This is a genomic window from Fodinibius salipaludis (assembly GCF_002287075.1).
In the GTDB taxonomy this organism is placed as follows: domain Bacteria; phylum Bacteroidota; class Rhodothermia; order Balneolales; family Balneolaceae; genus Fodinibius; species Fodinibius salipaludis.
In genome coordinates, this window is sequence record NZ_NSKE01000009.1 from 55,288 (window position 1) to 81,822 (window position 26,535).

29 protein-coding genes are annotated in these 26,535 nt (G+C 44.0%); 10 read left to right on the forward strand and 19 right to left on the reverse strand.

The window, feature by feature from the left end:
- Positions 1-69 precede the first annotated feature (69 nt).
- From CK503_RS12575 to CK503_RS12600, 6 genes are all read left to right on the forward strand, one after another.
- Positions 70-312, forward strand: a complete 243-nt coding sequence (locus CK503_RS12575; protein ID WP_095607181.1) for a DUF2249 domain-containing protein — start codon at positions 70-72, stop codon at positions 310-312.
- Positions 313-318: 6 nt separating this feature from the next.
- Positions 319-645 carry a metal-sulfur cluster assembly factor gene (locus tag CK503_RS12580; RefSeq protein WP_095607182.1) on the forward strand — a complete coding sequence of 109 codons (327 nt, stop codon included), beginning with the start codon at positions 319-321 and terminating at the stop codon, positions 643-645.
- Between the two features lie 12 nt (positions 646-657).
- Complete coding sequence (locus CK503_RS12585) at positions 658-1,767, forward strand: DUF8744 domain-containing protein (protein WP_095607183.1); 1,110 nt, start codon at positions 658-660, stop codon at positions 1,765-1,767.
- A gap of 13 nt (positions 1,768-1,780) precedes the next feature.
- A complete protein-coding gene (locus CK503_RS12590) occupies positions 1,781-2,218 on the forward strand; it encodes an OsmC family protein (protein WP_095607184.1) in 438 nt (145 codons plus the stop codon).
- Between the two features lie 67 nt (positions 2,219-2,285).
- Positions 2,286-2,858, forward strand: a complete 573-nt coding sequence (locus CK503_RS12595) for a plastocyanin/azurin family copper-binding protein (RefSeq protein ID WP_095607185.1) — start codon at positions 2,286-2,288, stop codon at positions 2,856-2,858.
- 96 nt (positions 2,859-2,954) lie between these two features.
- A complete protein-coding gene (locus CK503_RS12600) occupies positions 2,955-3,446 on the forward strand; it encodes a DUF4149 domain-containing protein (protein WP_176466309.1) in 492 nt (163 codons plus the stop codon).
- A gap of 52 nt (positions 3,447-3,498) precedes the next feature.
- Here CK503_RS12600 and CK503_RS12605 read toward each other — a convergent pair whose 3' ends face one another.
- The 8 genes from CK503_RS12605 to CK503_RS12640 all read right to left on the reverse strand — a co-directional run bounded on the left by CK503_RS12605 (position 3,499) and on the right by CK503_RS12640 (position 9,294).
- Positions 3,499-3,906 carry a cbb3-type cytochrome c oxidase subunit I gene (locus tag CK503_RS12605; RefSeq protein ID WP_095607187.1) on the reverse strand — a complete coding sequence of 136 codons (408 nt, stop codon included), beginning with the start codon at positions 3,904-3,906 and terminating at the stop codon, positions 3,499-3,501.
- 280 nt (positions 3,907-4,186) lie between these two features.
- Positions 4,187-4,645 carry a hypothetical protein gene (locus tag CK503_RS12610; RefSeq protein ID WP_095607188.1) on the reverse strand — a complete coding sequence of 153 codons (459 nt, stop codon included), beginning with the start codon at positions 4,643-4,645 and terminating at the stop codon, positions 4,187-4,189.
- Positions 4,633-4,854, reverse strand: a complete 222-nt coding sequence (locus CK503_RS12615) for a DUF3565 domain-containing protein (protein ID WP_095607189.1) — start codon at positions 4,852-4,854, stop codon at positions 4,633-4,635. Before CK503_RS12615 ends, CK503_RS12610 begins: the two co-directional genes overlap by 13 nt.
- Positions 4,855-4,859: 5 nt before the next feature.
- Positions 4,860-5,312 (reverse strand): hypothetical protein, encoded by a 453-nt coding sequence (locus tag CK503_RS12620; RefSeq protein WP_095607190.1) that lies wholly within the window; start codon positions 5,310-5,312, stop codon positions 4,860-4,862.
- 7 nt (positions 5,313-5,319) lie between these two features.
- Complete coding sequence (locus tag CK503_RS12625; RefSeq protein ID WP_095607191.1) at positions 5,320-5,508, reverse strand: acetyltransferase; 189 nt, start codon at positions 5,506-5,508, stop codon at positions 5,320-5,322.
- Between the two features lie 2 nt (positions 5,509-5,510).
- Positions 5,511-5,897, reverse strand: coding sequence for a group III truncated hemoglobin (locus CK503_RS12630; RefSeq protein ID WP_095607192.1), 387 nt, complete (start codon positions 5,895-5,897; stop codon positions 5,511-5,513).
- Positions 5,898-5,899: 2 nt separating this feature from the next.
- Positions 5,900-7,153, reverse strand: a complete 1,254-nt coding sequence (locus CK503_RS12635) for a hypothetical protein (RefSeq protein WP_141239932.1) — start codon at positions 7,151-7,153, stop codon at positions 5,900-5,902.
- A 50-nt stretch (positions 7,154-7,203) separates the two neighbouring features.
- Positions 7,204-9,294, reverse strand: a complete 2,091-nt coding sequence (locus CK503_RS12640; protein WP_095607194.1) for an acetate--CoA ligase family protein — start codon at positions 9,292-9,294, stop codon at positions 7,204-7,206.
- Positions 9,295-9,401: 107 nt separating this feature from the next.
- Between CK503_RS12640 and CK503_RS12645 the strand changes: the two genes are divergently transcribed.
- The 4 genes from CK503_RS12645 (at position 9,402) to CK503_RS12660 (ending at position 12,901) form a co-directional block, all read left to right on the forward strand.
- Positions 9,402-10,805 carry a tryptophanase gene (locus CK503_RS12645; protein WP_095607195.1) on the forward strand — a complete coding sequence of 468 codons (1,404 nt, stop codon included), beginning with the start codon at positions 9,402-9,404 and terminating at the stop codon, positions 10,803-10,805.
- A gap of 510 nt (positions 10,806-11,315) precedes the next feature.
- On the forward strand, positions 11,316-12,080 hold the full coding sequence (locus CK503_RS12650) for an AraC family transcriptional regulator (RefSeq protein WP_095607196.1): 765 nt from the start codon (positions 11,316-11,318) through the stop codon (positions 12,078-12,080).
- A gap of 78 nt (positions 12,081-12,158) precedes the next feature.
- A complete protein-coding gene (locus tag CK503_RS12655; RefSeq protein ID WP_095607197.1) occupies positions 12,159-12,548 on the forward strand; it encodes a VOC family protein in 390 nt (129 codons plus the stop codon).
- Complete coding sequence (locus CK503_RS12660) at positions 12,548-12,901, forward strand: MmcQ/YjbR family DNA-binding protein (protein ID WP_095607198.1); 354 nt, start codon at positions 12,548-12,550, stop codon at positions 12,899-12,901. The genes CK503_RS12655 and CK503_RS12660 overlap by 1 nt, the downstream gene beginning before the upstream one ends.
- Positions 12,902-13,079: 178 nt before the next feature.
- Here the strand turns inward: CK503_RS12660 and CK503_RS12665 are convergent, their stop codons facing one another.
- The 11 genes from CK503_RS12665 to CK503_RS12715 all read right to left on the reverse strand — a co-directional run bounded on the left by CK503_RS12665 (position 13,080) and on the right by CK503_RS12715 (position 26,487).
- Entirely contained in the window at positions 13,080-14,465 is a 1,386-nt protein-coding gene (locus CK503_RS12665) for a tyrosine phenol-lyase (protein ID WP_095607199.1), read from the reverse strand.
- Between the two features lie 173 nt (positions 14,466-14,638).
- The gene (locus tag CK503_RS12670) at positions 14,639-16,453 is read right to left on the reverse strand and encodes a hypothetical protein (RefSeq protein ID WP_095607200.1); all 1,815 of its coding nucleotides are present in this window, start codon (positions 16,451-16,453) and stop codon (positions 14,639-14,641) included.
- Between the two features lie 79 nt (positions 16,454-16,532).
- A complete protein-coding gene (gene ric, locus CK503_RS12675) occupies positions 16,533-17,258 on the reverse strand; it encodes an iron-sulfur cluster repair di-iron protein (RefSeq protein ID WP_095607201.1) in 726 nt (241 codons plus the stop codon).
- A gap of 75 nt (positions 17,259-17,333) precedes the next feature.
- Entirely contained in the window at positions 17,334-18,380 is a 1,047-nt protein-coding gene (locus CK503_RS12680) for a COX15/CtaA family protein (RefSeq protein ID WP_095607202.1), read from the reverse strand.
- Between the two features lie 154 nt (positions 18,381-18,534).
- The gene (ppdK, locus tag CK503_RS12685; RefSeq protein ID WP_095607258.1) at positions 18,535-21,189 is read right to left on the reverse strand and encodes a pyruvate, phosphate dikinase; all 2,655 of its coding nucleotides are present in this window, start codon (positions 21,187-21,189) and stop codon (positions 18,535-18,537) included.
- Between the two features lie 9 nt (positions 21,190-21,198).
- Positions 21,199-22,575 carry an oxygen-independent coproporphyrinogen III oxidase gene (gene hemN, locus CK503_RS12690; RefSeq protein WP_095607203.1) on the reverse strand — a complete coding sequence of 459 codons (1,377 nt, stop codon included), beginning with the start codon at positions 22,573-22,575 and terminating at the stop codon, positions 21,199-21,201.
- 74 nt (positions 22,576-22,649) lie between these two features.
- The gene (locus tag CK503_RS12695; protein WP_095607204.1) at positions 22,650-23,441 is read right to left on the reverse strand and encodes an ABC transporter permease subunit; all 792 of its coding nucleotides are present in this window, start codon (positions 23,439-23,441) and stop codon (positions 22,650-22,652) included.
- Positions 23,438-24,148: an ABC transporter ATP-binding protein gene (locus tag CK503_RS12700; protein WP_095607205.1), complete on the reverse strand. Its 711-nt coding sequence runs from the start codon at positions 24,146-24,148 to the stop codon at positions 23,438-23,440. The genes CK503_RS12695 and CK503_RS12700 overlap by 4 nt, the downstream gene beginning before the upstream one ends.
- Positions 24,145-25,398 (reverse strand): nitrous oxide reductase family maturation protein NosD, encoded by a 1,254-nt coding sequence (nosD, locus tag CK503_RS12705; protein WP_095607206.1) that lies wholly within the window; start codon positions 25,396-25,398, stop codon positions 24,145-24,147. The genes CK503_RS12700 and nosD overlap by 4 nt, the downstream gene beginning before the upstream one ends.
- Before the next feature lie 55 nt (positions 25,399-25,453).
- Positions 25,454-25,900, reverse strand: a complete 447-nt coding sequence (locus CK503_RS12710) for a nitrous oxide reductase accessory protein NosL (protein ID WP_095607207.1) — start codon at positions 25,898-25,900, stop codon at positions 25,454-25,456.
- Positions 25,901-25,917: 17 nt separating this feature from the next.
- A complete protein-coding gene (locus CK503_RS12715; protein ID WP_095607208.1) occupies positions 25,918-26,487 on the reverse strand; it encodes a hypothetical protein in 570 nt (189 codons plus the stop codon).
- Between the last annotated feature and the right edge of the window lie 48 nt (positions 26,488-26,535).

The following is a 26,535-nucleotide window of genomic DNA, read 5'->3' on the forward strand; positions in this document are numbered from 1 at the left end:
TTAATAGTTATTCGTAGGTGCAAAACCTAATAATTATTAACCAATAACTAATAACTAAAGTCAAAAACAATGCCTGATACAGTAGAAGAAATTGACGTTCGTAAAATTCCTCCTCATAAAAAGCATGCAACAATTTTTGATACCTACGATGAGCTTGATGAGGGAGAAGCTTTTATCATTATAAACGACCATGATCCCAAACCGCTGCGTTACCAAATGTCTGCCATGCACGGACAGGATAACTACAGTTGGGATTACCTTGAAGAAGGTCCTGAGGTTTGGAAAGTACATATCGGCAAAACTACTGAATAACGAATTATGGATTCTACTCCCATAGATAGGCGCACGATAGTCCGGCAGCTCCGCGATGTCATTGATCCCGAGTTAGGGGTCAACATCGTTGATTTGGGACTGGTATATAACATCTTGATTGGCGATGACAAGGTGGTGCTTGAATATACCGTTACTACGCCGGGCTGTCCCATGCGCCGATACCTGCAGCAAGAGATCGAGAAAGCGCTGGAATCAATAGAGGAAATTGATAACTACGAAGCGAAAATTGTCTGGGAGCCGGAGTGGAATGTGGATATGATAAAAGATGACGTTGAGTTTTTTGCTCATCCCCCACCCCAACAACGTGTATAATTACTCCAGAACATGAACAAAGTACCAACCTCTGTACTTGTGGGACTGCTGATTTTGGCGGCCGTAGGATTACTTGCCGGCCTATATTCCGGCTTGGTCCGCCTGGGATTGCTCTCTTTCGCAACCCCACTGGTATCGCCTATAGCCCACGGACCGCTAATGATCAATGGTTTTTTGGGCACGCTCATCGGCCTGGAACGCGCCGCTGCTCTCGAAAAAAAGTGGGCCTACGCCGCTCCGGTATTTTTAGCGGCCTCAACCATCCTGCTGCTGATTGGATTTCCCGGCCCCTCCAACGGTGCGCTGATCCTGGGATCGGTAGGACTTACGTTCGTCATGGGATACCTGTACTACCTACAGCCCAAAATCTATCATTTAATTATGGCGCTGGGGGCCTTTTCACTGTTAGTAGGTAATCTACTCTTTGTGGCTGGTACCCCCATTTACTCGATTGTTGGTTGGTGGGCGGCCTTTCCCATGCTCACTATTTTTGGCGAACGACTCGAGCTCAACCGCATCATGCGTCCACCCAAGCAGGCTCAGCATATTTTTACAATGCTCATTTTAGGGTGGCTGGCCTCCCTGTCCATCACTCATATTGATCACACAATTGGCTGGCGTATAGCCTCTCTCCTGCTCATCGGTATCGCGGGATGGCTCATCAAATACGACATTGCTCGTAAGACCATTAAATCTGTAGAATGGACGAAATACAGTGCTATCTGCCTGCTCACTGGTTACGGCTGGCTTATCCTTGCCGGACTTTTTGGTCTGCGGTATGATCTTCCTACCGCCGGACCTATCTATGACGGACTGTTGCACATGCTGTTTGTTGGGTTTGTATTCAGCATGATCTTCGCTCATGCCTCGGTCATTATCCCTTCGCTTTCGGGCAAACTGGTGCCCTGGCACACTTATTTCTACCTGCCGCTTATACTGTTACACAGTTTTCTATTGATACGAATAGCCGGTGATATGATGGGGCTACATCAAGTGAGAATTATTGGCAGCTATGGAAATGTGGCGGCTATTATCTTGTTTTTAGGAGGCATTATGTACCAATTAACGAAAGAAATTTTTTCTCAGAAATCTGAATCAATATCAACAAAAACACAATCTTAAATAATACAACATTATGCCTACACGTAGAGCAAATGCACAATGGAATGGAGACCTAAAAAACGGAAAAGGAACAATGGAGCTGGAAAGCGGTTCCTATAAAGGAGCATATTCATTCGCTTCAAGGTTCGAAAATGGAGATAGAACTAATCCCGAAGAACTTATTGGGGCCGCTCATGCCGGATGTTATTCCATGGCGTTATCTAACGAACTTGCCAAGGCGGGATACGATCCACAGTCGGTAGAGACCGAAGCGAATGTGACATTTGAAGTTACCGATGATGGACCAACAATTACCAAAGTTAAACTTATCACAGAAGCTAATCTCTCTGATATTGATGAAGATACTTTTCACGAATTTGCCAACGGCGCTAAAGAAGCATGTCCCGTTTCTAAAGCGTTGTCGGGCACAGAAATATTACTTGATGCCACACTGCTTACTACAGCAAAATAATGTGTAATCACATAAATACTTTCGTATCTTATATACTTAATTTTTAACCTAAGAATAACTCACATTTATGACACGTTTTGCACCTTATTTATTTTCACTGATGTTACTTTTTGTAGCAGCTTGCGGCGGTGGTTCTGATCAACAAGCCGAAGAACAAACAGCTGATACTCAAGCTCAAGCTACCGAACAAGCTGATGATGTTCGAACTATTGAAATGGTCGGTATAGATCGCATGAAATTCGTCGTTGAAGGCGAAGAAGAAGGTATTAAAACCGGAGAAAAAATGGGTGATTATGTATTGCTCGAATCTATCACAGCCGAACCTGGCGAAGAACTCCGCATTCGTCTGACTACAGAAAGCACGTTACCAGCTTCGGCCATGGCGCACAACTTTGTGCTGCTTACCATGAACGCTGATGCTACTGCATTTGCCAACGCTGCATCCAAAGCACGTGACAATGAATACATTCCTGCCGACATGGAAGATCAAATCATAGCACATACTGATCTTGCTTCCGGTGGAGAAACTGTTGAGGTTACTTTTACCGCTCCCGAAGAAACCGGAGAATATGAGTATATCTGTAGTTTCCCCGGCCACTATTCAGGCGGAATGAAGGGTATCCTTAACGTAGAAGGATAACCTTTATTAACGTTTTATTTTTATTACCAAAGGCGGCTGAACAGATCAGTCGCCTTTTTTATTTCTGTCATTTTCTCAAAACAGCAAATGATAACTATGTATTATCTCTCAGTATTTATTCACATAACTTCGGCTATTTTCTGGATTGGCGGCATGCTGTTTACAGCCGGTGTGTTAGTTCCGGCAACACGTCACGAGTTACTTAAAAACAAGAAGGGCGAATTTTTCACGCTTGTCGGTAAAAAGTTCAGCCGTATCTCCTGGGTATTATTTATCGCCTTAATAGTAACTGGTATTACCAATTTATTAACTCGGGGATATACGATTGAACAACTTCTTACCGGATCGTTCTGGATAGAGGTCTTTGGCGGATATCTATTTATAAAATTATTGGTATTTGGATTGGTGCTGATCGTCAGCGGTATACACGATTTTTATGCCGGTCCTAAAGCGGCCGAACTCATGGATGAGCAGCCTGACCATTCCCAAACAAAACAAATGCGCAAAATTTCAAGCTGGCTGGGACGCCTTAACTTGATTCTGGGATTAGTCATTTTGTATTATGCCATGCGCTTACTGAGAGGATAAAAAGTATCAAGTAATGAGTAGAGTAATAAGTTATTTTTTTACTTCTTACTCATCACATATTATAACTTACGGCCCGGTTCCAGTGCAGAAGAATAAACAGTGCAACAGCTCCCACTTCCAACAGACGTCCGATTATCGTAGCAGTTGAATTTAGTATATTCAGATAGGATGCTACATTGATTAAAATACCGAGATTTAATAACCCAACCATTACCAGTGCGAGCCTGGGATTTCCCCTCGACTTTGTTTTGAGGTAGCGCGGTAAAATCCAATAGGCCGTGCCCATTGTCAGCTGAATGATCCATCCGAAAATACTCACTTCGATGTGGACTGAAAGCAAGCTCCATACCGAAGAATATTCGGGATATACTTTGCTGATTAAAATCAGCGCTCCAATAGTAAACCCTACCAACATGTACAGCATCGAAGCTTTAATCATCCAGCGACTGAGTGTAGGCATGATTTCATTATTTGGTTATTAAATTGTTATTGAGATTCAAGATCAAAACATTTTCTGTGATATACATCCACATTTATGCCTTTGGAATTTCTATCAAATATAGACTCTTCATGGAGTACAATTTTTAATTTTTGGATCAATTTACATGTCATCCTGAACTTGTCGTATCCCTACCATTCGGGGTTTCAGGATCTGTAAGGAAATTTAAATTATAGATGCTGAACCAAAGCCTGTCCCGATACATCGGGGTTCAGCATGACACTGGTGCTTTTCCATAAAACTACTTCTTAGCTTTCTGTTTCTGCCGTTTTTTCTTTCGCTGCTTTCGGCGCTGCTCTTTGGATTGTATCCGTGGCCAGAGCTCAATGATGTAAACCACCGCTGCCGCAACCTGGCTCACCGCTGATATTACGATCAATATACTCCACAATTCTGCTTCAGCTACATAGGTAGCCGGTTCGGCAACTATTCGGAACAGTAATCCCATATTCAGAAATATGTACGTGAGCCAGCCCCAAAGCTGTGCTTTAAAACCTTCTTCGCGGGTTCGGCCGGGAAACATCCACATGGATACGCCGAAGATGATCTGCGTAATCCACCCGACCATCAACAGGTGCCAAAAGAGCGGCACTATTCCTGGAAACTGCAGCCAGTTAAATTCAATTGCTAATCCCAATATCAGCGAGGCTAAAAAGTAAATAAGTCCCGTTTTGATAAATACGCGTGCTATTCTTGGCATGACGGATCAAAATCTTGAGGTTCGTTGCGATCGCATTTTTTACAATTCAATTCTTTTCCAAGACGGCTCTTTCGTCCTTCCTCTGTGGTTACCCAGGGACGCAGCATCCACGGTGGATTATGCCGCACATGTTGATTATGTCCGCACTTAAGCTCGGCTACCCAGTCATCTTCTTCGTCTTTGTGGAATCCTATAATGGGATGCTCCATTAAACCTATTGCTCTACCCTTGCCGTGGAAATTGGTTCGCGATAGTTCGAGTGACAATCCACGCAGCCCTGCTGGGTTATGCGATAATGCTTAAGCACTTTCTGCATATTTTCCTCAACGGCCGCCATTCGCATCGAATCGGCATGATGGTGCACGACCATATCAAACTTCACAAACTGCTGTATCTCTTTACCTAATGTTTGCTTCACCAGTTTTTTATCCTCAGGTGTCATTGTCGGATGATCAGATATATTTCCTGCTCCTTCTTCGATCATAGCAAAGTTTTCTGTATAAATGCCACGATCAACCTCCTGAATATCCTCCAGCAATTGCTGCATCATGGGAACCAGCGGCATGGTTTCCGGTTGACTGGCTTTTTGCTGCGGGAACCAACTCCATCCCATTACACTTATTGAAAAACCCAACACAACTACTAAAATCAATATAGATCGCTTCATTTTCTTCTCACTTTTTTTGAATTATTCTTTCTAAATCCAGCCGCTGTATTGAACTAATTGCTGCTTCCATAGCGCCTTCGGTGCATAAGCCGCTGATCGAGGCATCTTTAAATCCATCGCGTGCCGCTTCAATGCAGGTTTTTCGAACCAATTCAGCTAATTCCCTTTCTGTACGTTTTTGATCATCATTTCCCATAATTAGTCCTCACTATTTTGATCAAACTTACCATCCATCGCCATTCGCGTGCTGAATGAGTTTGCTATATTTACAGCCAACTCTTTTGCGTAATCAGCCCGATTACCTTCAAAGTGCTCATCTACCGTTTCGGTAAAGAGTCCTACCCACCGGCCAAAATCATCACGCTCAATCGGGAGCAGCAAGTGTTCTCGAAACGGGCGTCCTTTATATCGCTCGGTTCGAAATAACATCTTCGACCAAAAATCCACCATCTTGGGAAGGTGCTCATCCCAATCTACATCGGCGACCTCATTAAAAATATGCCCCAAACGCTCATCATCCTCTATCTTCGCATAGAAGGCATGCACCAGGGTAGTAATATCTTCTTCATCTCTGATATCTGTCATAATCAAATAGATCCCTTCTTTTGTGATTGAATCAACATCACCCAATATGCAAGTACAGCCAAAATCGGAAGCAGAGCTCCCAATGCCAAGGCATCCACAATCCACGCTCCAGAAAGTGCCTGAGGCCAAACTCCCGTAAACATCAGCAACGTGAAGAGGGTGACTATTATGGAACCCCCCACAAGGTGGAAGTAGCTTTTTGATACTGAGGTCCTGCTATTAAACCAAGCAAAAGCCAGTAACGTCAATCCGCCCAATAGGAGAATATGCAAGTAAAGCACACGCAAACCGGGATCGGACAACCAAAATGAACTGGGCACTACAGAAGCCCCCAGCTGCATAACACCTTTTAATGTCAACAGTGCTACCGGCCAAATCCAGATCGAGTGTCTCCATTTTCCGGATTTAAAAATAGCAGCCATAACTAATAATAATCCAACGGCGGCAAGTCCGCCCCCAAAACGGGCTGTTCCCAGGAGCATAGGCGTGAGCAGTGATTCAGATATCCCATAGGGAAACGTCAACGGTGCCCCGATGGCAATGGCTCCCAACGCAAACTGCGGGGAGGTCCACCAGTGTTGTTCTTCAATTTCAAGCTCATTAATTAAAATGGCGCAAAGTATCAGTACTACCCATCCTTCGGTAAAGGCTGCGAGGAAAAAGTGCGTCATACTTTTCATTAGTAGATGTGATTGCGGGGCCAGCTCCTGAATAACAGCTACCCCCCAAGCGCCGAGTGAGCAGACCACCAGTAAAACAAGTGCTCCATCAATCCACGGCAGGCTTTCATCATCTTGCAGTGCGGTACGACTTTTCCAATATCCGACTATGAACCCATACCATCCGATCATTACAAATCCGGAAAAGATCACCGATAACGGCAACGTAGCAGATCCCATAGCTACCGGACGGTATCCGTAGAACAAAAAAAACGGATAAGCCATTAACCCGAAAAACAAGATCCAAGCAATGGAATATTTCATCCAGCTGAACCCTTCTCCCATGTCATCCGCTTTTCCAGAAACTTTTTGCTTGATGATATACAACGGGAGTGGCACTGCCCATCCAAAGAACATAAGATGAGAATGAGCATGACGAATATTGCCCAACGCTAACTCTCCGGGCACCCATCCCATCATTCCCAGTCGATACAGAAAACCCGTTAGTCCGGCCAACAAAAAACAGGCTATTGACGCGTGCCACAACCATTGGTTGTTCAAATCATTGTTACCAGAAAAATTATTTTGTTTAGTCACCGGTTCTCAATCTTTTCTAAAATATTTTTTACTTCAGTTTTATTCCAGAGCTATACTGTCGCTTTCTCATCCTCAACAACTGTTCCTCTCACATCCACGGCATAGGCGCCCTGACCTTCCGGCAACACATATAACGGATTCATCTCTAACTCATCAATGTTGGGCACATCATCGCCCAGCTGTGACAGTCGCATCAGATATTTGATCACCGTTTCACGATCGGCCGGCGGCTGATTCCGCCATCCCTTAAGCTTAGTCCCGGCCCGAGTAGCGTCTATCAGGTTTTCAGCCTGTAAGCGGTTCAACGGAGCAACAGCAGACTCAACATCCTGCAGCAGTTCTACATCTATCCCCCCTGTACCAAATAACACCATCGGACCAAATTGCGGATCGCGACGAAGCCCCATAATCACTTCCTGTCCGCCGGTTAGCATTTTTTGAACCTGAACGCCCTCCATATCAACATCTGTTAACTCAGCCGACTCTTTGATCTCATTCCAAGCACGAAGTACATCTTCTTTGTTCCTGATATCCAGCTTCACTCCATCCACTTCTGTTTTATGTGAAATGGATTCAGATTCCAACTTTAGGACTACGGGATAACCGATGGACTCTGTAGCCTTAACAGCTTCTTCCTCTGTCTCAGCAAGCTGCTCCGGTGGAAAGGCGATACCGTATTCCTGAAGCAGCGATTTCCAATCTTTTTCTGATGTACTTCTTTCAACGTTCTGTTCATTAAAATTAGTAAATCGATCAGGCGTTTGTTGAGGAATATCAAGCCACTCCTTACGCTTGACCATAGCCGCCAAAACCGAAGCCACACGCTCCGGGAAAGCCACGTTCGGTATTTTTCGTTTGTGTAATATTTTCAGTGCTTCCTCCACGGATGCTTTCCCCATAATAGATGCAATTACAGGCTTTTGATGCGAACCGGCTACTTCGCCCACTACTTCTGCCAGGCTGGCCGGCAAAAACCAATCTTGCGGGGCTTGAATAACCACCACCGAATCTACCGTTTCGTCGGTTAGTAAAGCATCCAATGCCACCGCGTAGGTACCCGGACCCGACCCCGCCAACACATCCACCGGATTACTTACGCTTGCCGCTTTAGGTAATCGTGATTCTAAATACTTTTTGGTCTCTGCAGTCAATTCTGCCAGTTCCAAACCGGCATTTTCTAAGGCATCAACAGCCAGAATTGCCGGTCCGCCTGCATTTGTCAACACTGCTACCTTTTTCCCTTTCGGAAGCGGCTGCCATGCCAGTGCCCGCGCCCAGTCAAACATCTCTTCCATCGTTTCTGCTTGTAGCACACCACTGCGTTCAAAAGCCGCTCCATACGCCTCGGCACTGCCAGCCAGGGCTCCGGTATGGGATGCCACAGCCCGAGCCCCGCTTTCTCCTCGACCTCCTTTTAACGCTACTACCGGCTTATCCCTGGCTGCCTTTTGAGCCACCTCCATGAAGTTCTTACCATTCGAAACACCCTCGATATAAGCCGTGATCACCTGCGTTTGATTGTCCTCATGAAGCGCTCTAATCATCTGTGTTTCATTCACGTCGACCTGATTTCCCAGGCTTACAATCCTTGAAAAGCCAACACCCGCTCCGCGTGCCCAGTCGATCACCGAGGCCACCATGGCGCCTGACTGCGAGCAAAAACCAATTTCTCCGGATTCGGGCATACCCGTCACAAAAGTCGTATTTACCGGGGTATGAGTATCGATCGTACCAATACAGTTGGGACCAATAAAATTGATCTCCCATTCTTCTGCCACACGTACCAGCTCTTCTTCCAGCTCTCGTCCTTCTTCGCCCGTCTCGCTAAATCCACCGCTGATTACGATTGCGTGTTTGATCCCTCGTTCACCGCATTGCTTCATAATTGTAGAGACAATCGAGGCCGGCACGATAATAATGGCTAAATCCACAGGATCGGGAACTTCTGCTACCGACTCAAAACACGGCAAATATAATATTTCAGACGCCGATTTATTTACCGGAAAAATTCCACCCTGGTACCGATATTCTTTGAGATTTCGAACTGCACCATATCCCAATTTATGAGGATTTCGAGAAGCTCCGACAACGGCTACCCCCTCTGGTTTAAAGAATGGATTGAGCATTACAAACGGATTCATATTTAAGAGTTATTTGTCTTATTTTACCGTTAATATTATACTTTGTCAAAGACAAAACACTTCTTTTTATTCAAAACATATAAACTCGAATCGGCACAATATTCACTATGGAAAATTCGTCCCTTTCTCCTTTTCAAACAGATACCATTATTGAACCCTTTCGCATCCGTTCGGTAGAACCCATTCGTTTTACCACGATGGAAGAACGCGAACAACTGCTTAAAGACGCAGGCTACAATCCGTTTTTACTAAAAGCGAAAGACGTGCTAATTGATCTGCTCACCGACAGCGGTACCGGGGCAATGTCATCGAAACAGTGGGCGGGCATGATTGAAAGTGATGAGTCATACGCCGGTTCTTCATCATTTTACAAACTGGAATCAGCGGTACAGGATATTACCGGATTCAAGCATCTGATCCCTACTCACCAGGGACGTGCGGCAGAAAATATTTTCTTTACCACTATTGCCAGCAAAGGCGATGTGATCCCCAGCAACACCCATTTTGATACCACCCGCGCCCATGTTGAGCATGCCGGCGCAGAGGCACGTGACCTCGTTATCGACGAAGGTAAACAACCCCAAAGCAACCATCCCTTCAAAGGGAATATGAATTTGGAAAAGCTGGAAGATACTATTCAGGAAGTCGGCTCCGAAAAGATCCCCACGATTATGATTACCGTTACTAATAATTCAGGCGGTGGACAGCCGGTCAGCATGGCCAATATCAAAGGCGTTTCGGAGATAGCTCGAGAACACGACATTCCGTTCTTTATTGATGCCTGTCGCTTTGCGGAAAATGCTTGGTTTATCAAAACGCGCGAAGATGGGTTTGCCGATAAAAAACCTATAGAAATTGCTCAAGAGATGTTTAATTATGCCGACGGATGTACGATGAGCGCTAAAAAAGACGGGATGGCGAACATTGGCGGGTTTCTTGCACTAAACAGCGATGAGCTGGCATCGGAGTGTCGCAATCTCGAAATTCTGACTGAAGGTTTTCCAACCTATGGAGGCATGGCGGGCTACGATATGGAGGCGGTCGCTCGCGGACTTTATGAAGCCCTCGATCCCGACTATCTCCGCTATCGCATTCGTTCTATTAGCTATCTTGGGGATAAACTGACCGAAGCCGGTATTCCTATTGTACAACCTACCGGCGGACATGCCGTGTACCTGGATGCCAAAGAGATTCTTTCCCACGTTCCGCCAACGGAATATCCCGCGTGGTCATTTAATAACGCGCTTTATTTGCTGGGCGGTATTCGCGGCGTAGAAATTGGCACCGTCATGTTCGGTAAACAGCCTGATGGTTCTGAAAAACCGGCTGCCATGGAACTGGTGCGTTTGGCCTTTCCACGACGAATGTACACTCAAAGCCATGTGGATTATCTGGCTGAAGTCATTATCTCTGCTTATGAACAGCGCGATAAATTAGGTGGATATAAAATTGTCGATAGTCCGGATGTACTGCGGCACTTTTCCGCAAGGTTGAAGCCGATTGAAGGGTGATAAAAATTAAACTTGCCGATCAAGTTTACTCATCTTAATTAGCCTTTGGAAGACCATTTATTAAGTACGATAGCTATACTCTTTAAAATGAGGTATGGAATTGGAATGCTTCACTCGGGAAGGGCTAAAAATAATAAAAGCCCTGCGGTAGCAGAGCTCTTTTTTGATCAACTGTTTATAACATACGATGATTACCCTATACAGAACAAGTCTTTCTTCCAATTACCAGGTAATATATAAGTAACCTATAATTAATAATAGTTAACATATAATTATTAAGCATATTTTATAGGTTTTTATACAGAAATTTTTGAAAAAATATATCCGGATATATGACCCTTTTGTGCTTAAAGATAAAAATAGAGATAAAATAATTGGTTTTGTCTTTATTTATATCTTAAAGAAATTTCACTGTATTGATTTTCTCATTTATAAAAATGTCATTGGTTTTCTGTAACCCTAAATGCAGACTCAAACCATTATTTATCTTAATCAGATTCTTTTTTGCAGATGAGCGGTTATCAAGAGTTGGTGCCTGGTAAAGCACTACAATATATAGTTGACTGTTATTGGATTTCTGATTCTAAAAGCAAACAGTCACTGCATATTCTTCCCGATGGATGTACTGATCTGATATTTAATTTTGGGAGTGCCACTTCAGCGGAGGAAAAGGAAGCGAGCTTAGCCAGAGAGAGTATATCGGCAGTGGGAATGATGACTAAATACAGAAAAGTTGTTGTAACAACTGGTACCAGGCTTGTGGGCATTCGTTATAAAGCTGGAGCCATGAGTCCGCTAACCTCCGTACCTCTTCATAAGTTTAAGGATATAAATATTGATGCCAGAGGAATATTTCCTGGCTTAAATGAGTCAGACTGGGAAAGGATGATTAGCCTAAAATCGGAAAAACAGGTGACCTCAAAATTAGATCAGTTGCTTTATGAAATGAAAAGTAACTCTGATGAAAGCATTGATCCAATTGCTGCCTCCGTTCAACAAATTAGAAAGCATAAGGGAAATATTACGATTGAGGATTTAACTGATGATTACGGCATCAGCAAGCGACAGCTGGAGCGACGTTTCCGATCTGCTGTTGAGGTTAGCATGAAAAGTTATGCCCGAATTGTTCGATTTCTCCATACAAAATCATTAATAAAAGAAAACCCTCGGGAAAGCCTACTCAACATTGCCTTTGATAACGGTTACTTTAATCATGCCCATCTCACCAGAGATTTCAAAAAGATGGCCGGATCTACGCCCTCCGAAATGCGATGATGTCGTTTTTTTACAAAGCTTTATTTGGTCCGATAGAGTACCTTAAGAGAAATAAACCGCAACTACACATTAATTATTATGAAGCTCCAATCACTTACTCCCAATTTAATGGTTGAAGATGTAAATCGAACAATAGAATTCTACACAGAAACACTCGATTTTGAACTTCTTGAAACAGTTCCGGAAGAAGGAGTTTTAGAATGGGCTTTTGTACGCAAAGATAATGTTTCTCTTATGTTCCAAAAGGAAGAATCCATCAGGGATGAATATCCCGATCTCAAAGATCAAAAAAGAGGCGGAGCATTGACGCTTTACATAAAAGTAGAGGACCTTAAGAGTTTATATCAAGAAATAAAGGATGAAGTCAATCTAACCAAGGAGATGCATAAAACTTTTTATGGAGCCAACGAGTTTGCCATTAAGGATCCAAATAGCTTTATCCTGACATTTTCAGATGTCTTAGAATGATGACTATTATTGAATACAGAAAATACTGTCTCTCTTTTCCCGGTGCGGAAGAAAGCTTTCCCTTTGACGAGAATACACTGGTTTTCAAGGTCTGGGGCAAAATGTTCACTGCCACTGACGTTGAAAGCTTTGAGCTGATTAATGTAAAATGCGATCCGGTAAAAGCCATTAAGCTCCGTGAAAAATATCCATTTGTTATCCCCGGTTACCATATGAATAAAAAACACTGGAATAGTATTAAAATGGATCATCCGGTTCCAAATAGTTTGCTAAAAGAGTGGATATCGGATTCGTACCAGTTGGTGGTTGCTAAACTGCCAAAGAAAACTCAGGAAGATCTAAGACCTTCATAAAGTTTTGGCAGAGAACGTTTATTGATTTCATTTTTGTCGGTAAAAATAAAATCGTCAAAAAAGGGTAAAAAAGTAGATACGAATAACTATTCCTCTTTCTGCACCAGAGATATGAATCAAATTAAAACCCCCTCAAGATTTTAAGAATCCTGAGGGGGTAAGAGATGATAAAACAAAACTATCGCTTCTTAAATCGTGACTGGAAGAATCGGAGATACTCCGGCTCATAATCAAAAGCGAGTCCGGTAATATCCTCACGCTGCTGGTAAACAGCTTCGACCGATTCAGCGACCACATCCATGTGCGCCTGTGTATACACGCGCCGCGGAATCGTTAGTCGAACCAGTTCCAAATCGGGATAATTATGTTCACCCGTTTCTGGATTACGACCCGCCGAAACAACACCGCGCTCCATACTTCGAATGCCGGCATCAAGATACAGTTCGGCTGCCAGCGTTTGGGCAGGCAGTTCATCCTGACTTAAGTGTGGCAGTATCTTCTTGGCATTTAAAAACACGCCGTGACTTCCAATAGGTCGTACTACCGGCACGCCCATGTCGATCAACTTTTCGCCCAGGTATTGCACCTGACCAACACGGGCACGAATATGATCTTCATCCACCGACTCCGTAATTCCGATTGCCAGCGCTTCCATATCACGTCCGGCCATGCCGCCGTACGTATGCAACCCTTCATAAACCACTACCATATTCTGCGCTTTTCGGAAGAGCTCTTCGTCATTAAGTGCTAAGAATCCACCAATATTTACCAGCGCATCTTTCTTCGCACTCATGGTGGCACCATCGGTTAGCGAGCAAATCTCATGAACAATATCCTTGACGGGCGTATCCTCATAGCCCTCTTCGCGCTGCTTAATGAAGTACGCATTTTCGGCCACACGCGTCATGTCATGGATAATTGGGATATCATACTTGTTCGTCAGTTTCCGGACTTCTTTTAGATTGGCCATCGAAATAGGCTGACCACCCGCCATATTTACCGAAGTAGCAATAGATACATATGGGATTTTATCTGCACCTTTTTCTTTAATAAGATCTTCGAGTTTGTTGAGATCCACATTTGCCTTAAAGGGATGCTCATTTTCCGGATCGTGTGCTTCGTCGATGATCACATCTACAAACGTACCCCCGGCCAATTCTTGGTGCAGTTTCGTAGTAGTGAAATACATATTGCCGGGCACAAAATCCCCATCGTCAATCATAAGCTGAGAAATCATATGCTCAGCCCCTCGTCCCTGGTGGGTTGGAACAACATGTTCGTAACCATAATACTTTTGAATCGCTTCCTCGAGGTGATAGAAATTGTCACTCCCGGCATAAGCTTCATCACCCATCATCATGCCGGCCCACTGGCGATCACTCATCGCCGAGGTACCGCTATCAGTTAACAGGTCGATATATACGTCACGCGATCGCAAAAGAAACGTATTGTAACCGGCTTCCTTAATTGCTTTTTCTCGTTCCTCACGACTGATCATCCGAACCGGCTCCACCATCTTAATTTTGTACGGTTCGGCCCAGGATCTATCTTGATTATCTGTCATAGTAAAACTCCTTACTTTTATGAGTATTTTGCAATACCATTCATGTCATGCTGAACTTGTTTCAGCATCTTTAAGCATCTTAATCGTCAGTAGCTTTTACAAATTTTCAACAGACCCTGAAATAAATTCAGGGTGACACTTTGGTTTTGCATATGCTCAATTTAATTTCTGATTTACGCTGTCACAGAAATGCGTTCTTCGTAAGTATCCACGATAGATTGTAAACGCTTTTTCTGCTCAGATACAGTAAACGAAATTGACGACAGATTTTCATCCTGATAAGACTCCGAATTTGCAATTTCCATACAATAGTTCATGCCCTCTTCCAGGTTCTTCTGGAATTTTTGCAACTTCTTTAATCCTGATTCACCCTCCAGCTGCTCTGCTAACTCCTCCACATAATCTACATAGAGTGTAATTTCCTTGGCAAACATGTGGGGTCGGTCCTCAGAAGCCAGTGATTCACTACGTCCGTAGATATGATCCACCATCTCACGAAGTGAATACTTTCCATCATAATAGGCAATATTGGGTCCCGGACAGATGGCTTGCGGGCCACGGTGCTCTGCCAGAATACCCAAATTGATAAGTGCGCCGTTGCCCAGATGATCACACAAGCATGCTTTCCCCAGCACTTTCTCCCGTTTTTTCTCTTTTTTATCCTCGGGCATCTCACTCTGCGCAATCTCATCGAGCTTGAGCAGCTGATACTGCGTGGAAGCGGTACAAATAGGCTGATCGGTAAATTCCGTATTAGATTTTAAAAATCCTTTCGGACAAGGTGACCCTGGCTTATCCTTTTCGATTCGTTCTTGGTGCCACTGTTCAGATCCGGTATTTCTTACATTATTAAACGGTACACCCAGCGGTGATACGCCACTCAGGTACAACTCTTTTTCACCGGCATCTTCCAGCAGCTGACGCGTGGGCTTGTCCACGGTTGTTGCTTCGGGCACTAACAAAAACGGGCTCCCCCATCCGGTAGCATCCATCTCGAAATCGTTCAGCAGGCGATCGGCCTCACCGCTCACACCAATACCGCCCTGGACGGTAAGTCGGGGTTCGGTAATCTCCCAATCATCCAAGAAGCCATCGGCGTTTCCCTCGTAATATTTTTCAATAAGCGGCTGCACTGCTTTGGTAAGCTGATCACGTTTCTCGCGGAATTCTCTAAGCAAGCTTGGCATCAAATGTCCGTCGGATGGAAATGCATGTCCCCCGCAGTTCAATCCGGACTCGATGCGATACTCGAATACCTCCAAACCTTTTTTGGCCAAATACTTGCCCTGTATCAGTGCCGAACGGAAATCACTTACTTTGAGAATAATTTTCTTTTTGATTTCCCCTTTCGTATCCCGATAAAAATCCTTGAACTCCGTGATGTAATTATAGAGACGCGGATTAAATCCGGCCGACAAAATCAGGCTGGACGACACCTTGCTTTTTGCATAACCGCGGAGCGCCGAACTGGCATCACTAAATTCTTGACTCATCGGCGCACCCCCTTTGGTGTAATTCAGCTTATCTACCTTGGCCATGATATTTACGTCAATGGAACCGGGCTCCATCATCCGAGAAAGCTCACACGACAGGCGATCCCGCAAACTACCCTCTTCGGTGCTCATCAGCTGATTGTACTTCTCTTTTATCGTACTGCTATCGGGGAGCATTTCGAAATACTTCGACTTCTCGTTCTTCTCAAAAAAGGGCTGATTCTTTACAGCCGTGAACTTCTTGTCGACGATTTCCTTTGCCGTATCTAAATAGGCGGTAATTCGTCGAGCACGACCATCCTCGGCAGTACGACCGATGTTATTATATTCAAAGTCGTACTTTTGACAATAATACTTGCGGATCTTTTCGACCAACAGATCATCCACAATAGAAATTACCGAATCGATACCGTAGGGACCGACCCTGATAGGTGAATCAATAGAATGACCGGTTCCCATTACAGGGATCGAAAACTTGTGAGGAGAATGGGACATAAGTGTACTATTCTTAAATTTAAAAATTGTGTGACATTCTACGCACTCCGAATTACATAATTAAGTGCGTAAAAATGATTTATGTATTCAATCGTTTTTCAAGTTCAAGCGCTTTGGGAAAAAGAATATTATTCTCCAAATGCACATGTTTATGCAGATCTTTTTCGAAGCCTTCCAAATTTTCATATAACAATCGATAGGTCGTACAGGCATCTTCGGGCGGAGTAAAATCGTTGCTCAACCGTCGAATTTTTGCCATTGAGGTACCTGCTTCATCATGCTCATCTTCCATCATTGCAATGGGATTGGCAGCTTCTCCAAATTCCGGCTTTTCCGGCTTCACGCCTTCCTTTTCAGCTTCTACTAACTGCTTAATATACGGGAAAAGGATATGCTCCTCTTTATCAAGATGGTTAAATATCTCGGTATGCAACATCGTGAACTCATAATAAATCACATTCAGCTCTTCGTGACGTTTGCCATGTACCGCGGCAACCTTCTTCGCATACTTACCAATTTCGGGCAGTTTATTGCGGGTAAATTCGTGGTGATTATTGACAATATAATCCACCAGAAAATCCAGTGACCACTGATCGTAATTATCCTCTTTAGAACCATCAGTTGTTATCTGATTTAAGGCTTGAACAATCTTATTAAGATCGACATCCTTCTTTGCACAAGCCTCTTCAATCGTACGACCCCCACCGCAGCAAAAATCCAATCCATGCTGTTGAAATATCTGCGCTGTTCTGTAATCATCTTTAACAATCTGTCCGACTGTTCGTTCTTTCGTAATGCTCATCATTATATTCTGAATTTTTTTAAGGTATTCTACCCATTTTAGTATTTAAGACTATCTTATCTTAAATTAAGAATAAAATTAGACACTTGCCCAATTAGATTTAATATCGTGGTAATACCAGATCCAGAAAAACAGAACGGCCAAAGCCCCGGCTTGATGTACAACCCCCATCAACAACTGTACGTGCGTAATCACCGTTAAAATACCTAATACATACTGTGTAAGCATCATTCCCAAAAGAATACGTGCTTTCTGCTTGATCAAATGCGGGATATTTGCCCGATGATTTTGCCACCAGAAACCGATTGTTGCTATGCCCAGCAACGTGCCCAGAATTCGATGCATCCACTGTACTGTTCCGGGATGTTCTACAAAATTTGCAAGTACCGGTTGTAGGGTCCACGTCCCCTGTGGCACCCAATCCCCATTCATCGTGGGAAATGTATTGTAGATATATCCAGCATCGAGTCCGGCGGTAAAGGCGCCCCAGATAACTTGAATGACAAACAAGATGAGTACTCCCATCGACCAGCGACTCAGTGAAGTTAGGTCATCCCGTTTTTGTTGATTGGAATTATAATTATTGTCATACAAATCAAGGGCATACCATACACAAAAGCCAAATAAAAGCATCGCTAACAGCAAATGGATTGCCAATCGATAATGACTTACATAGGGTATATCAACCAAACCGCTCTTGACCATGATCCAGCCCATAGCTCCCTGCAACGCTCCCAATCCGAATAACACCCATGCACGTCGCAACGTCTTGGAATTGAAATAGCCTCGAATCCAGAAAAACGCAAACGGTATCAAAAATACAAGACCAATGAGCCGTCCCAACAGGCGATGCAGGTATTCCCAAAAGAAAATAGCTTTAAACTCTGCCAATGACATCCCCGCATTAAGCTGCTGGTACTGAGGAAACTCCTTATAGCGTTCAAATGCCGCTAACCAGTCGGCTTCGTTCATCGGTGGAATGGCTCCCATAATAAGACTCCAGTCGGACATTGAAAGCCCGGAATCTGTAAGACGAGTAATTCCTCCTACAACTACCATAATAAAAATGAGAATAGCACCAGACCAGAACCAAGTTCTTACCGCTTTTCTTTCAAATGGATTCACAAAAAATCTATTGCCGTCTGTGTTAATTTTATTGTGGTGGAACTTATCTAAAGGATTGAAATCCCTCAAATTAAAGTACTGAAAACTTTAAAATAAAAACCTGCCCCCATCTAAATGAGGGGGCAGTAAATAATATACGTTAGTCATGAAGTGATTATGAAGCGACTTTTTTTCCGGATCGTAAAAATGCCTGTGCTGCGGCAAGCCGTGCAATGGGCACGCGATACGGTGAACAAGAGACGTAGTTTAATCCGAGATTATAGCAGAATGCTACACTACTGGGATCGCCACCATGTTCGCCGCAGATTCCAACCTTGAGGTCAGATTTTGCCGCTCGGCCTTTTGTTACCCCCATTTCTACGAGTTGGCCAACCCCTTCTTGGTCCAGCACCTGGAAAGGATCATTTTTGAGGATCCCCTCATTCAAATAATGCTCTAAAAACTTACCGGCATCATCGCGGCTGTAACCGAACGTCATTTGGGTCAAGTCATTGGTACCGAAAGAGAAAAAGTCTGCTTCATCAGCAATTTTATCCGCAATTAAGGCCGCCCGTGGAATTTCGATCATCGTTCCCACTTTATAATCAACCTCACTGCCCTTTTCAGCAAATACGTCCTCGGCAATTTCGTCTACAACATGCCGCTCGTGGATAAACTCTTCGGCGGTCCCTACCAGTGGAATCATAATCTCGGGATACACCTCTTTACCCCTACTCTTAACCTCGACAGCCGCTTCCAAAATAGCACGTGCCTGCATTTCAGTAATTTCGGGATAGGTAATTCCGAGTCGACATCCGCGGTGCCCCAGCATGGGATTAAACTCACTAAGCAGCCGGATCTTCCGATTCAATTCAGCCGTGCTGATTCCCAACTCCTTCGCAAGCGTTTTCACTTCCTTTTCTTCGTCGGGCAGGAATTCGTGCAGCGGTGGATCCAACAGCCGAACGGTAACCGGCAGCCCTTCCATCGCCTCAAAAATCTCAATAAAATCTTCCCGCTGATAAGGGAGTAGATTTTCCAAGGCGCTGCGTCGCTCTCCTTCACTCTCAGAGATAATCATACGACGCATTTCACGAATTCGCTCTTCCCCAAAAAACATGTGCTCGGTGCGAGCCAGTCCAATTCCCAGAGCACCGTATTCTCGAGCACGTAAGGCATCTTCAGGCGTGTCGGCATTCGTACGAACATCCATATCTCGGAACTCATCCACCCATGTCATAAAAGTGCGGAAGTTATCGCCGAATTGCGGAGCTTCAACCTCTTTTTTACCGTTGATTACCGTTCCGCGCGCGCCGTCGATTGAAATCCAATCGCCCGCCCTAACGGTAACATCCCCAGCCGTAAATTGCTGCTTATCATAATCAATATTAATGCCATCGCAACCGGCCACACAGGGTTTGCCCCATCCTCGGGCTACTACTGCAGCGTGACTCGTCATCCCCCCCCGCGATGTAAGAATACCTTCAGCAGCCGACATTCCTCCCACATCTTCGGGACTTGTTTCAATGCGAACCAATATTACCGGATTGCCTTTACCGTGTTCTTCTTCAGCTATATCAGAATCGAATACCACCTTACCCACCGCAGCACCCGGCGACGCCGGTAGCCCTTTTCCAAGGATATCATTTTCATCAATTTCATCTTCTTTAAGCTGCGGGTGTAACAACTGATCCAAGTGACCGGGTTCTACCAAGTTCGCCACGGCTTTATCTTTTTTCAGGATCCCTTCATCCACCATATCAATAGCAATTTTTACCGCAGCTGCACCGGTTCGTTTACCATTGCGTGTTTGCAGAATAAACAACTTGCCCTGCTGCACGGTAAACTCGATATCCTGCATATCCTGGTAATGTTCCTCCAGCTGATTCGTCAGCTCCAGCAATTCATCATACGAATCAGGCATCACCTCTTTAAGCTCATTAATATCACGAGGCGTACGAATACCGGCCACCACATCTTCGCCCTGCGCATTGATCAGAAACTCGCCGTAGAGCTCACTCTTACCATCCGATGGATTGCGCGTAAAGCAAACACCCGTGGCGCTGTCATCACCCATATTTCCATAAACCATCGCCTGGACATTCACTGCAGTCCCCAACAGCCCCGTAATCTTATTTATTTTGCGATACTTGATGGCCCGCTTGGCATTCCAAGAACCAAATACACCATTAATGGAGAGTCGCAATTGATCGTCGGGATCCTGGGGGAAATCTTCTCCCGTATTATTTTTATACACTTTCTTGTACCGATCAACCAGCTCTTTGAGATCGTCCACTTCCAGTTGGGTATCCAGCTCAACTGATTTCTCATCCTTCAATTTCTGCAGGGCTATTTCAAACTTTTCGTGGGCTACGCCCATCACCACATCGCCAAACATATCGATAAAACGGCGATAGCAATCGTAGGCAAAACGTTCGTTATCCATCTTTTGAGCCAACCCTTGTACCGATTGGTCCGTGAGTCCCAGATTAAGCACTGTATCCATCATGCCGGGCATTGAAATGGCCGCCCCCGAACGAACCGAAACAAGGAGTGGATCTTCGGGATCTCCAAACTGCTGTCCCATCAATTCTTCAAGTTGCTGAATACTATCCTGTATTTCATACTTAAGACCTTCGGGCCATTGTCCATCATGCTCATTATAATATTTGCATATTTTGGCTGATATTGTAAAACCCGGGGGGATGGGCATACCAATACTGCTCATTTCTGCAAGATTTGCTCCCTTGCCACCAAGCAGTTCTTTCATTGATTTGTCGCCTTCTGCTGTGCCACCGCCAAACGTAAATACTTGGTTCTGAGCATCCATAAAAATCACCTACACTGTTTTAGAAAACGAGCGGGTAGATTTTTTTCTGTTTGAATATTTATCAAAACACATTGCAATATTACGTAGAAAAAGTCGACCACGCTCAGTTATTGTAATTTTATTTTCTGAGACTTCAACAAATCCATCGGCTTGTAACTCTGACAAGCGTTCAAGACTGTTACTAAAATAGTCTTCAAAAACTATGCCCCATTTTTCCTCAATCTCATCAAATGAGAGACCCATCTTACACATAACTTGCATTATTACACGATGACGCAGCTTATCATCCTTGCAAAGCTGCAATACTTTGGCGACCGGTCGTTTATTATTATCCAGTTGACTGTAATATTCTCCCAATTCTTTAGTGTTTTGCCAGTAATAATCACCCACATTAGAAATCCCTGACATTCCAAAAGCATACAAATCCGCCCCGGCCAACGTACTGTATCCCTGGAAGTTTCGCTGGAGTGTCCCATTTTCCATCGCTTTCGTTAACTCTTCATCTTCGCGCGAAAAGTGATCCATCCCAATAAAGCGATATCCGTTGTCAGTTAGGTATGAAATGCTGAGCTGTAACATGGACAACTTTTCATCCGTCGTAGGCATATCCTCCTCATTGAGCAGCTTCTGGGCAGGCATCATGCTGGGGATATGCGCGTAACTGTACACGGCCAGGCGATCGGGCTGCAGGCTGAGTACATCATCTATTGTTTGGCGAAATGTCTTGAGCGTTTGAAGCGGCAGTCCGTAAATCAAATCGAAATTTATAGAATCAATACCGTTTTCTCTGAGCCATTTAGTAACCTGCTTTGTTTGCTCAAAAGGCTGGATCCTGTGAATAGCTTTCTGTACGTCTTCATTGGTATCCTGCACGCCCAGGGATGCCCGATTACAGCCAATATCAGCCAGCGTTTCGATATGCTCCCGGGTACATTTCCGCGGATCGATCTCTACGCCAAATTCCGTTTCATCGGTCAGGTTAAATCGACGGTGGATGGCCTTACCAAGTCGTTGAAGCTGATCGGGTTTCAAGAATGTGGGGGTGCCTCCGCCAAAATGAATCTGTACGACTTCCGAATCGGGGTGTAGCATTTCTGCCACCTGATCCATCTCTTTTTCCAAATAATCGAGATAGAGATCGCCGCGATCTTGATCTTTGGTAATCACTTTTGTACATCCACAGTACCAGCAAAGGGAGAAACAAAATGGAATATGGAAGTAGAGCGATATGGGATGTGGGTCAGCATTGCGCTCAAGCAGATAAGAATACAAAGAAGCGATATCCTCCTCATCGGCTTTCTGAAATTGTACGGCCGTGGGATACGAAGTGTAGCGCGGCCCCTGAACATTGTATTTCTTAATGAGATCGAGGCTTACATCTTCCATAATATATTTTCTTTAGCCAAGAATTAGCACTGATTAGTAATCATGTTTATGTCAGCTTATTCTGCAGCTACTCATTAAAAATCTTTCTTATCGAACTGTCGCTGACTTCTCCACAGCGGAATACCAAGCCAAAGCATCAGGCAACTGAATGCAACACTGATTCCCATCAAACTTCCAAAAAAGCGATTGAAGACCGCTCCGGTGTATCCCATCAGGGCCGAAATATCGAATTCGAGTAACACTGTAATACGAGCCAAATCAATGGGATTTGCCAGTGCCAGTGCCAGCATTGGCTTTTCAATGGGATAATCACCGAAAGCAAATACTGCAAGCAATACCAACCCATCGTAAAGTACCGCTAAGAAGAGCCAACTAACTAAGGCAAAGCCAAGCCCTTTTACCCGATCTTCAAAAAACTTGAGAGCAAACCAGAAACCGAGTCCGGTGAACAACAGTGTTAAAACAATGCCCAGCAGTAGTATTAATAAGATTGACTGTGTACTCGCGGTAATAATCATGCCGGTATATATCATTGGAATGGCCGTTCCGACTGCAAAAGCAACAGCTAAAGGAACCGCCAGACCACCAAATAATCCCCAAAACAATGAGGGCCGGTCAATCGGTTGAGCCAACAGAAGCTCAGTAAATTCGCGCGTCTGATACAGATATAATGCACCGTAAATTATCCCTACAAGAGGTATCAGCAGTAACATTATGTTTGAAATGCTGAGCATTGCCTTGGGACCAGCATTACCGAACCGAATCATTGCATCAGCAATGAGCAAATAAATCAAACCGTATCCCACAATCCACTTTCCGCGTAGCAGATCTTTCCATTGATATTTTAAAATTGTCAGTGATTTCATGCTGCTGTTTCCTCCATCATTTTTGCCACGGCGCCTTCGAGCCGCTGTTCTTGTTGCAATTCCATGAGCTCGCGCATTGGTCCGTCGTATCTAATATTCCCTTCTACTATGAAGATCAGATGATCGGTCAGTTCTTCAATCTCGCTCATAATGTGTGAAGTGAGCAAAACCGTTTTTCCTTTTTCCTTTTCGCGGTGCACCAGCCTCTTAAACTGCACACTCGACTTGGGATCAAGTCCGGCCGTAGGCTCATCAAAAATCAGGATCTCCGGATCAAACATCATTGCCAGAATAGCCCCCACCTTTTGACGCATTCCGCCGGAAAGGGCACGCATTCGTTTGTCAATTTCATTATCCAGCTCAAAATATTCGAGTAATTCCCGATCGCGATTTGTATCACTTCCTCTCATATTTTTGATAAACTGAAAGAGTTCACCGATCGTCATATTTTCGGGATATCGGGCAATCTGGGGCATATAACCAATCTTATTACGGTATTCCCACTCTCCGCTTATCGACTTTCCATCAACCATAATATCTCCGGAAGTAGGTTTTACCAATCCCAATAGGGCCTTTATCGTTGTCGTTTTCCCGGAGCCGTTGGGACCTACGATACCGGTAGCCTGACCGGCCGGAATTTCTAAGTCCAGCTCGTTAAGGACCGTACGGGTACCAAAATCTTTACGTAATCTTTGTATTGAAATCATAGCACAGGTTCCATTTGCGGTTTAGAATCAATAAGTGTTTCCGGAGTAAGGGCCGGCATAAATTTTTCGGCGGCATCCAGAAGGTCCACCAACAGACTACGCAACAGTAACAGTGACTGCGGCTGCTTTTCAACTAATATGGAAAATAATCGAACCGGGCGATGGGGCACATCCCCCACCCCATCCCGATCCAGATCATAGCCCTCATATTGGCTCCAGTAATTGTTATCAAAATTATTGCTGTAATTCATTCTACTGTTTGTGGATACCTCAAAAGAGTTAGCAACAAAATTATTTTTGCTAAACGTGTTATCAGTTGAGTTTGCCATCAGCTGAACAGCCCAACCGTTTTGGTTAAATTCATTGCCTTCCACATTATTCCGACTGGAGGCCTCCATATATAATCCCACCGAATTATTGGTAAACGTATTTCCCGTTACCGTACTTCTGTTAATTTCTTTCAGTAACATTCCATAGGCTGAAGAGCCCCAGTTATCGGCAAAGTGATTGTCTACAATATCTACATTCGAGGTGTACATAACGGCAACGCCGCCCCCATTATCGCGAAAGGTATTGCGTTCATAACGGCAGTTATCCGAATACATAAAATGGATACCGTACCGGATATTTTTTTCACTTTTATTGCCGGCGATAAAGGCCCCTTCCACAAACTCGAAATAGAGTCCATCGCGGTGACCGGCTACATAATTATCAAGAATTTCTACGTCTTTGGTATACCAGAGGTGAATACCATTCCCGGAATTCGTTTCGCGCTGATGAGAGGCCGTAATATGATTGTTTTTTAAAACTGTACCCTCCGATTTAGCAAGATAGATCCCAAAAAAGTTATTAACCAACTTTACATTTTCGATACGAACATAATGCGCTCCCTCAACTACAATGCCTGCATAATCATCCATAAATCCGGCTTTGCTGTTGTGGACTTCAATATCTTTAATCACCGTGCTATCAGCTTCAACAACGACGACAAATCCCTGCTCATCACCGTCGATGATGGCTTCACCTTCTCCCAGTAAAGTAATACGCTTATTTATGCGGATATCATACTCGATATATCGCCCTTCTCTAACGAACACAGTATCGCCCGGCTGAGCTTGGTCAATACCTGTCTGCACAGAAGTAATATCCCCGTCTTTAGATACGGTCACCTGGGTAGCTATCGCTGATCGAACAGACAACAATAACATCAACCCAACAAACAGTATTGTTGTTATTTTAAATAATTTCATAGCCTCAATCCTTTATCCTTATTCTAAATTTTCAGTACTAATATGCAGCCATATGCTACATTTCTGTTTGGGATACCTCAGCCCATTCCAACAGTTGTCCCGGGCGTTCACTTGTATGTTTTTTTGCTTCTTCCTCAGTGGGAAAAGCCAACACTGATTCGCCCATGGGACTATTAACCACTTCACTTTTCACAAACTGTGCTTCTTTGGCTTTGAGCCAGTTACCCGGCTGATTATAATCGCTCACATACCGGATAGCCCCTTGCAGTTCATCAGCATTTTCTCGCTGATAGACCGCCATACATTCTATGGCATCAAACTTCAGCGCTTTGCCCTTATCGGTTACAATTTGAGAAGCAAACTGCTCATCAGTAATCATCATTTTGCAATGCGTACATTCGTCACTGCCGTAGTGAATTACCGCTGGCTCTTGGCTACAAGCCGTTGCTAAAAGCAACAATCCCAGAACAGCAATAATTTTAAAAATCTTGTTTAAACACATCGTCTTCCTCCTATTTCTCAATCCTCTTTACTTTTCCACCAGACAGTACTGGCTATTCCCATCGATATTAGAGAAATGTAAAACCCAATATGCGGCAATGAGGTGGCATTGATATTAAGTAACTGTTTGCTACCCAAAAGCGGCGGCTGATACGTCATACCCGGTACTTTAATCGGGGCATCGGGATTTAAATTATGGCCATAATCATATCCCCAGATATAAAAATCTACCAATCCGGCAATAGCAAACAACACAAATAGACCTAACCAAAATAAAATCCATTTGTGATTGCCTATTCCCGCAATTACTAATCCACTGATAATCAGAAAACCGAATATAAACGGCATGATCTTAAGCTCGGGGATAGAGTCAGGATTAATTTCTTTCATCCCTATATAGTGATTCAATCCGTTAATGTTCTGCAAATCGTTTTTATCTTTACCCTCAATATTATCCACACTAATATTCATTCCTATACCTTCGGGATATTGCGGGGCATCCATACTGATGCTCCAGATAGGGAAAAAGTAAACCCCAATCAGCATCAGTGCAGCAACGGCCATCCAAACTCTTTTTTGCTTATCCATAACATTCAAAAATTAACGTTTTACATTCTATTGAGATAAGAAGAGAGG

Coding starts and splice junctions, on each gene's coding strand:
- CK503_RS12575 (WP_095607181.1), top strand. CDS start 70: ATGCCTGATACAGTAGAAGAAATTGACGTTCGTAAAATTCCTCCTCAT.
- CK503_RS12580 (WP_095607182.1), top strand. CDS start 319: ATGGATTCTACTCCCATAGATAGGCGCACGATAGTCCGGCAGCTCCGC.
- CK503_RS12585 (WP_095607183.1), top strand. CDS start 658: ATGAACAAAGTACCAACCTCTGTACTTGTGGGACTGCTGATTTTGGCG.
- CK503_RS12590 (WP_095607184.1), top strand. CDS start 1,781: ATGCCTACACGTAGAGCAAATGCACAATGGAATGGAGACCTAAAAAAC.
- CK503_RS12595 (WP_095607185.1), top strand. CDS start 2,286: ATGACACGTTTTGCACCTTATTTATTTTCACTGATGTTACTTTTTGTA.
- CK503_RS12600 (WP_176466309.1), top strand. CDS start 2,955: ATGTATTATCTCTCAGTATTTATTCACATAACTTCGGCTATTTTCTGG.
- CK503_RS12605 (WP_095607187.1), bottom strand. CDS start 3,906: ATGCCTACACTCAGTCGCTGGATGATTAAAGCTTCGATGCTGTACATG.
- CK503_RS12610 (WP_095607188.1), bottom strand. CDS start 4,645: ATGCCAAGAATAGCACGCGTATTTATCAAAACGGGACTTATTTACTTT.
- CK503_RS12615 (WP_095607189.1), bottom strand. CDS start 4,854: ATGGAGCATCCCATTATAGGATTCCACAAAGACGAAGAAGATGACTGG.
- CK503_RS12620 (WP_095607190.1), bottom strand. CDS start 5,312: ATGAAGCGATCTATATTGATTTTAGTAGTTGTGTTGGGTTTTTCAATA.
- CK503_RS12625 (WP_095607191.1), bottom strand. CDS start 5,508: ATGGGAAATGATGATCAAAAACGTACAGAAAGGGAATTAGCTGAATTG.
- CK503_RS12630 (WP_095607192.1), bottom strand. CDS start 5,897: ATGACAGATATCAGAGATGAAGAAGATATTACTACCCTGGTGCATGCC.
- CK503_RS12640 (WP_095607194.1), bottom strand. CDS start 9,294: ATGAATCCGTTTGTAATGCTCAATCCATTCTTTAAACCAGAGGGGGTA.
- CK503_RS12645 (WP_095607195.1), top strand. CDS start 9,402: ATGGAAAATTCGTCCCTTTCTCCTTTTCAAACAGATACCATTATTGAA.
- CK503_RS12650 (WP_095607196.1), top strand. CDS start 11,316: ATGAGCGGTTATCAAGAGTTGGTGCCTGGTAAAGCACTACAATATATA.
- CK503_RS12655 (WP_095607197.1), top strand. CDS start 12,159: ATGAAGCTCCAATCACTTACTCCCAATTTAATGGTTGAAGATGTAAAT.
- CK503_RS12660 (WP_095607198.1), top strand. CDS start 12,548: ATGACTATTATTGAATACAGAAAATACTGTCTCTCTTTTCCCGGTGCG.
- CK503_RS12665 (WP_095607199.1), bottom strand. CDS start 14,465: ATGACAGATAATCAAGATAGATCCTGGGCCGAACCGTACAAAATTAAG.
- CK503_RS12670 (WP_095607200.1), bottom strand. CDS start 16,453: ATGTCCCATTCTCCTCACAAGTTTTCGATCCCTGTAATGGGAACCGGT.
- ric (WP_095607201.1), bottom strand. CDS start 17,258: ATGATGAGCATTACGAAAGAACGAACAGTCGGACAGATTGTTAAAGAT.
- ppdK (WP_095607258.1), bottom strand. CDS start 21,189: ATGGATGCTCAGAACCAAGTATTTACGTTTGGCGGTGGCACAGCAGAA.
- hemN (WP_095607203.1), bottom strand. CDS start 22,575: ATGGAAGATGTAAGCCTCGATCTCATTAAGAAATACAATGTTCAGGGG.
- CK503_RS12695 (WP_095607204.1), bottom strand. CDS start 23,441: ATGAAATCACTGACAATTTTAAAATATCAATGGAAAGATCTGCTACGC.
- CK503_RS12700 (WP_095607205.1), bottom strand. CDS start 24,148: ATGATTTCAATACAAAGATTACGTAAAGATTTTGGTACCCGTACGGTC.
- nosD (WP_095607206.1), bottom strand. CDS start 25,398: ATGAAATTATTTAAAATAACAACAATACTGTTTGTTGGGTTGATGTTA.
- CK503_RS12710 (WP_095607207.1), bottom strand. CDS start 25,900: ATGTGTTTAAACAAGATTTTTAAAATTATTGCTGTTCTGGGATTGTTG.
- CK503_RS12715 (WP_095607208.1), bottom strand. CDS start 26,487: ATGGATAAGCAAAAAAGAGTTTGGATGGCCGTTGCTGCACTGATGCTG.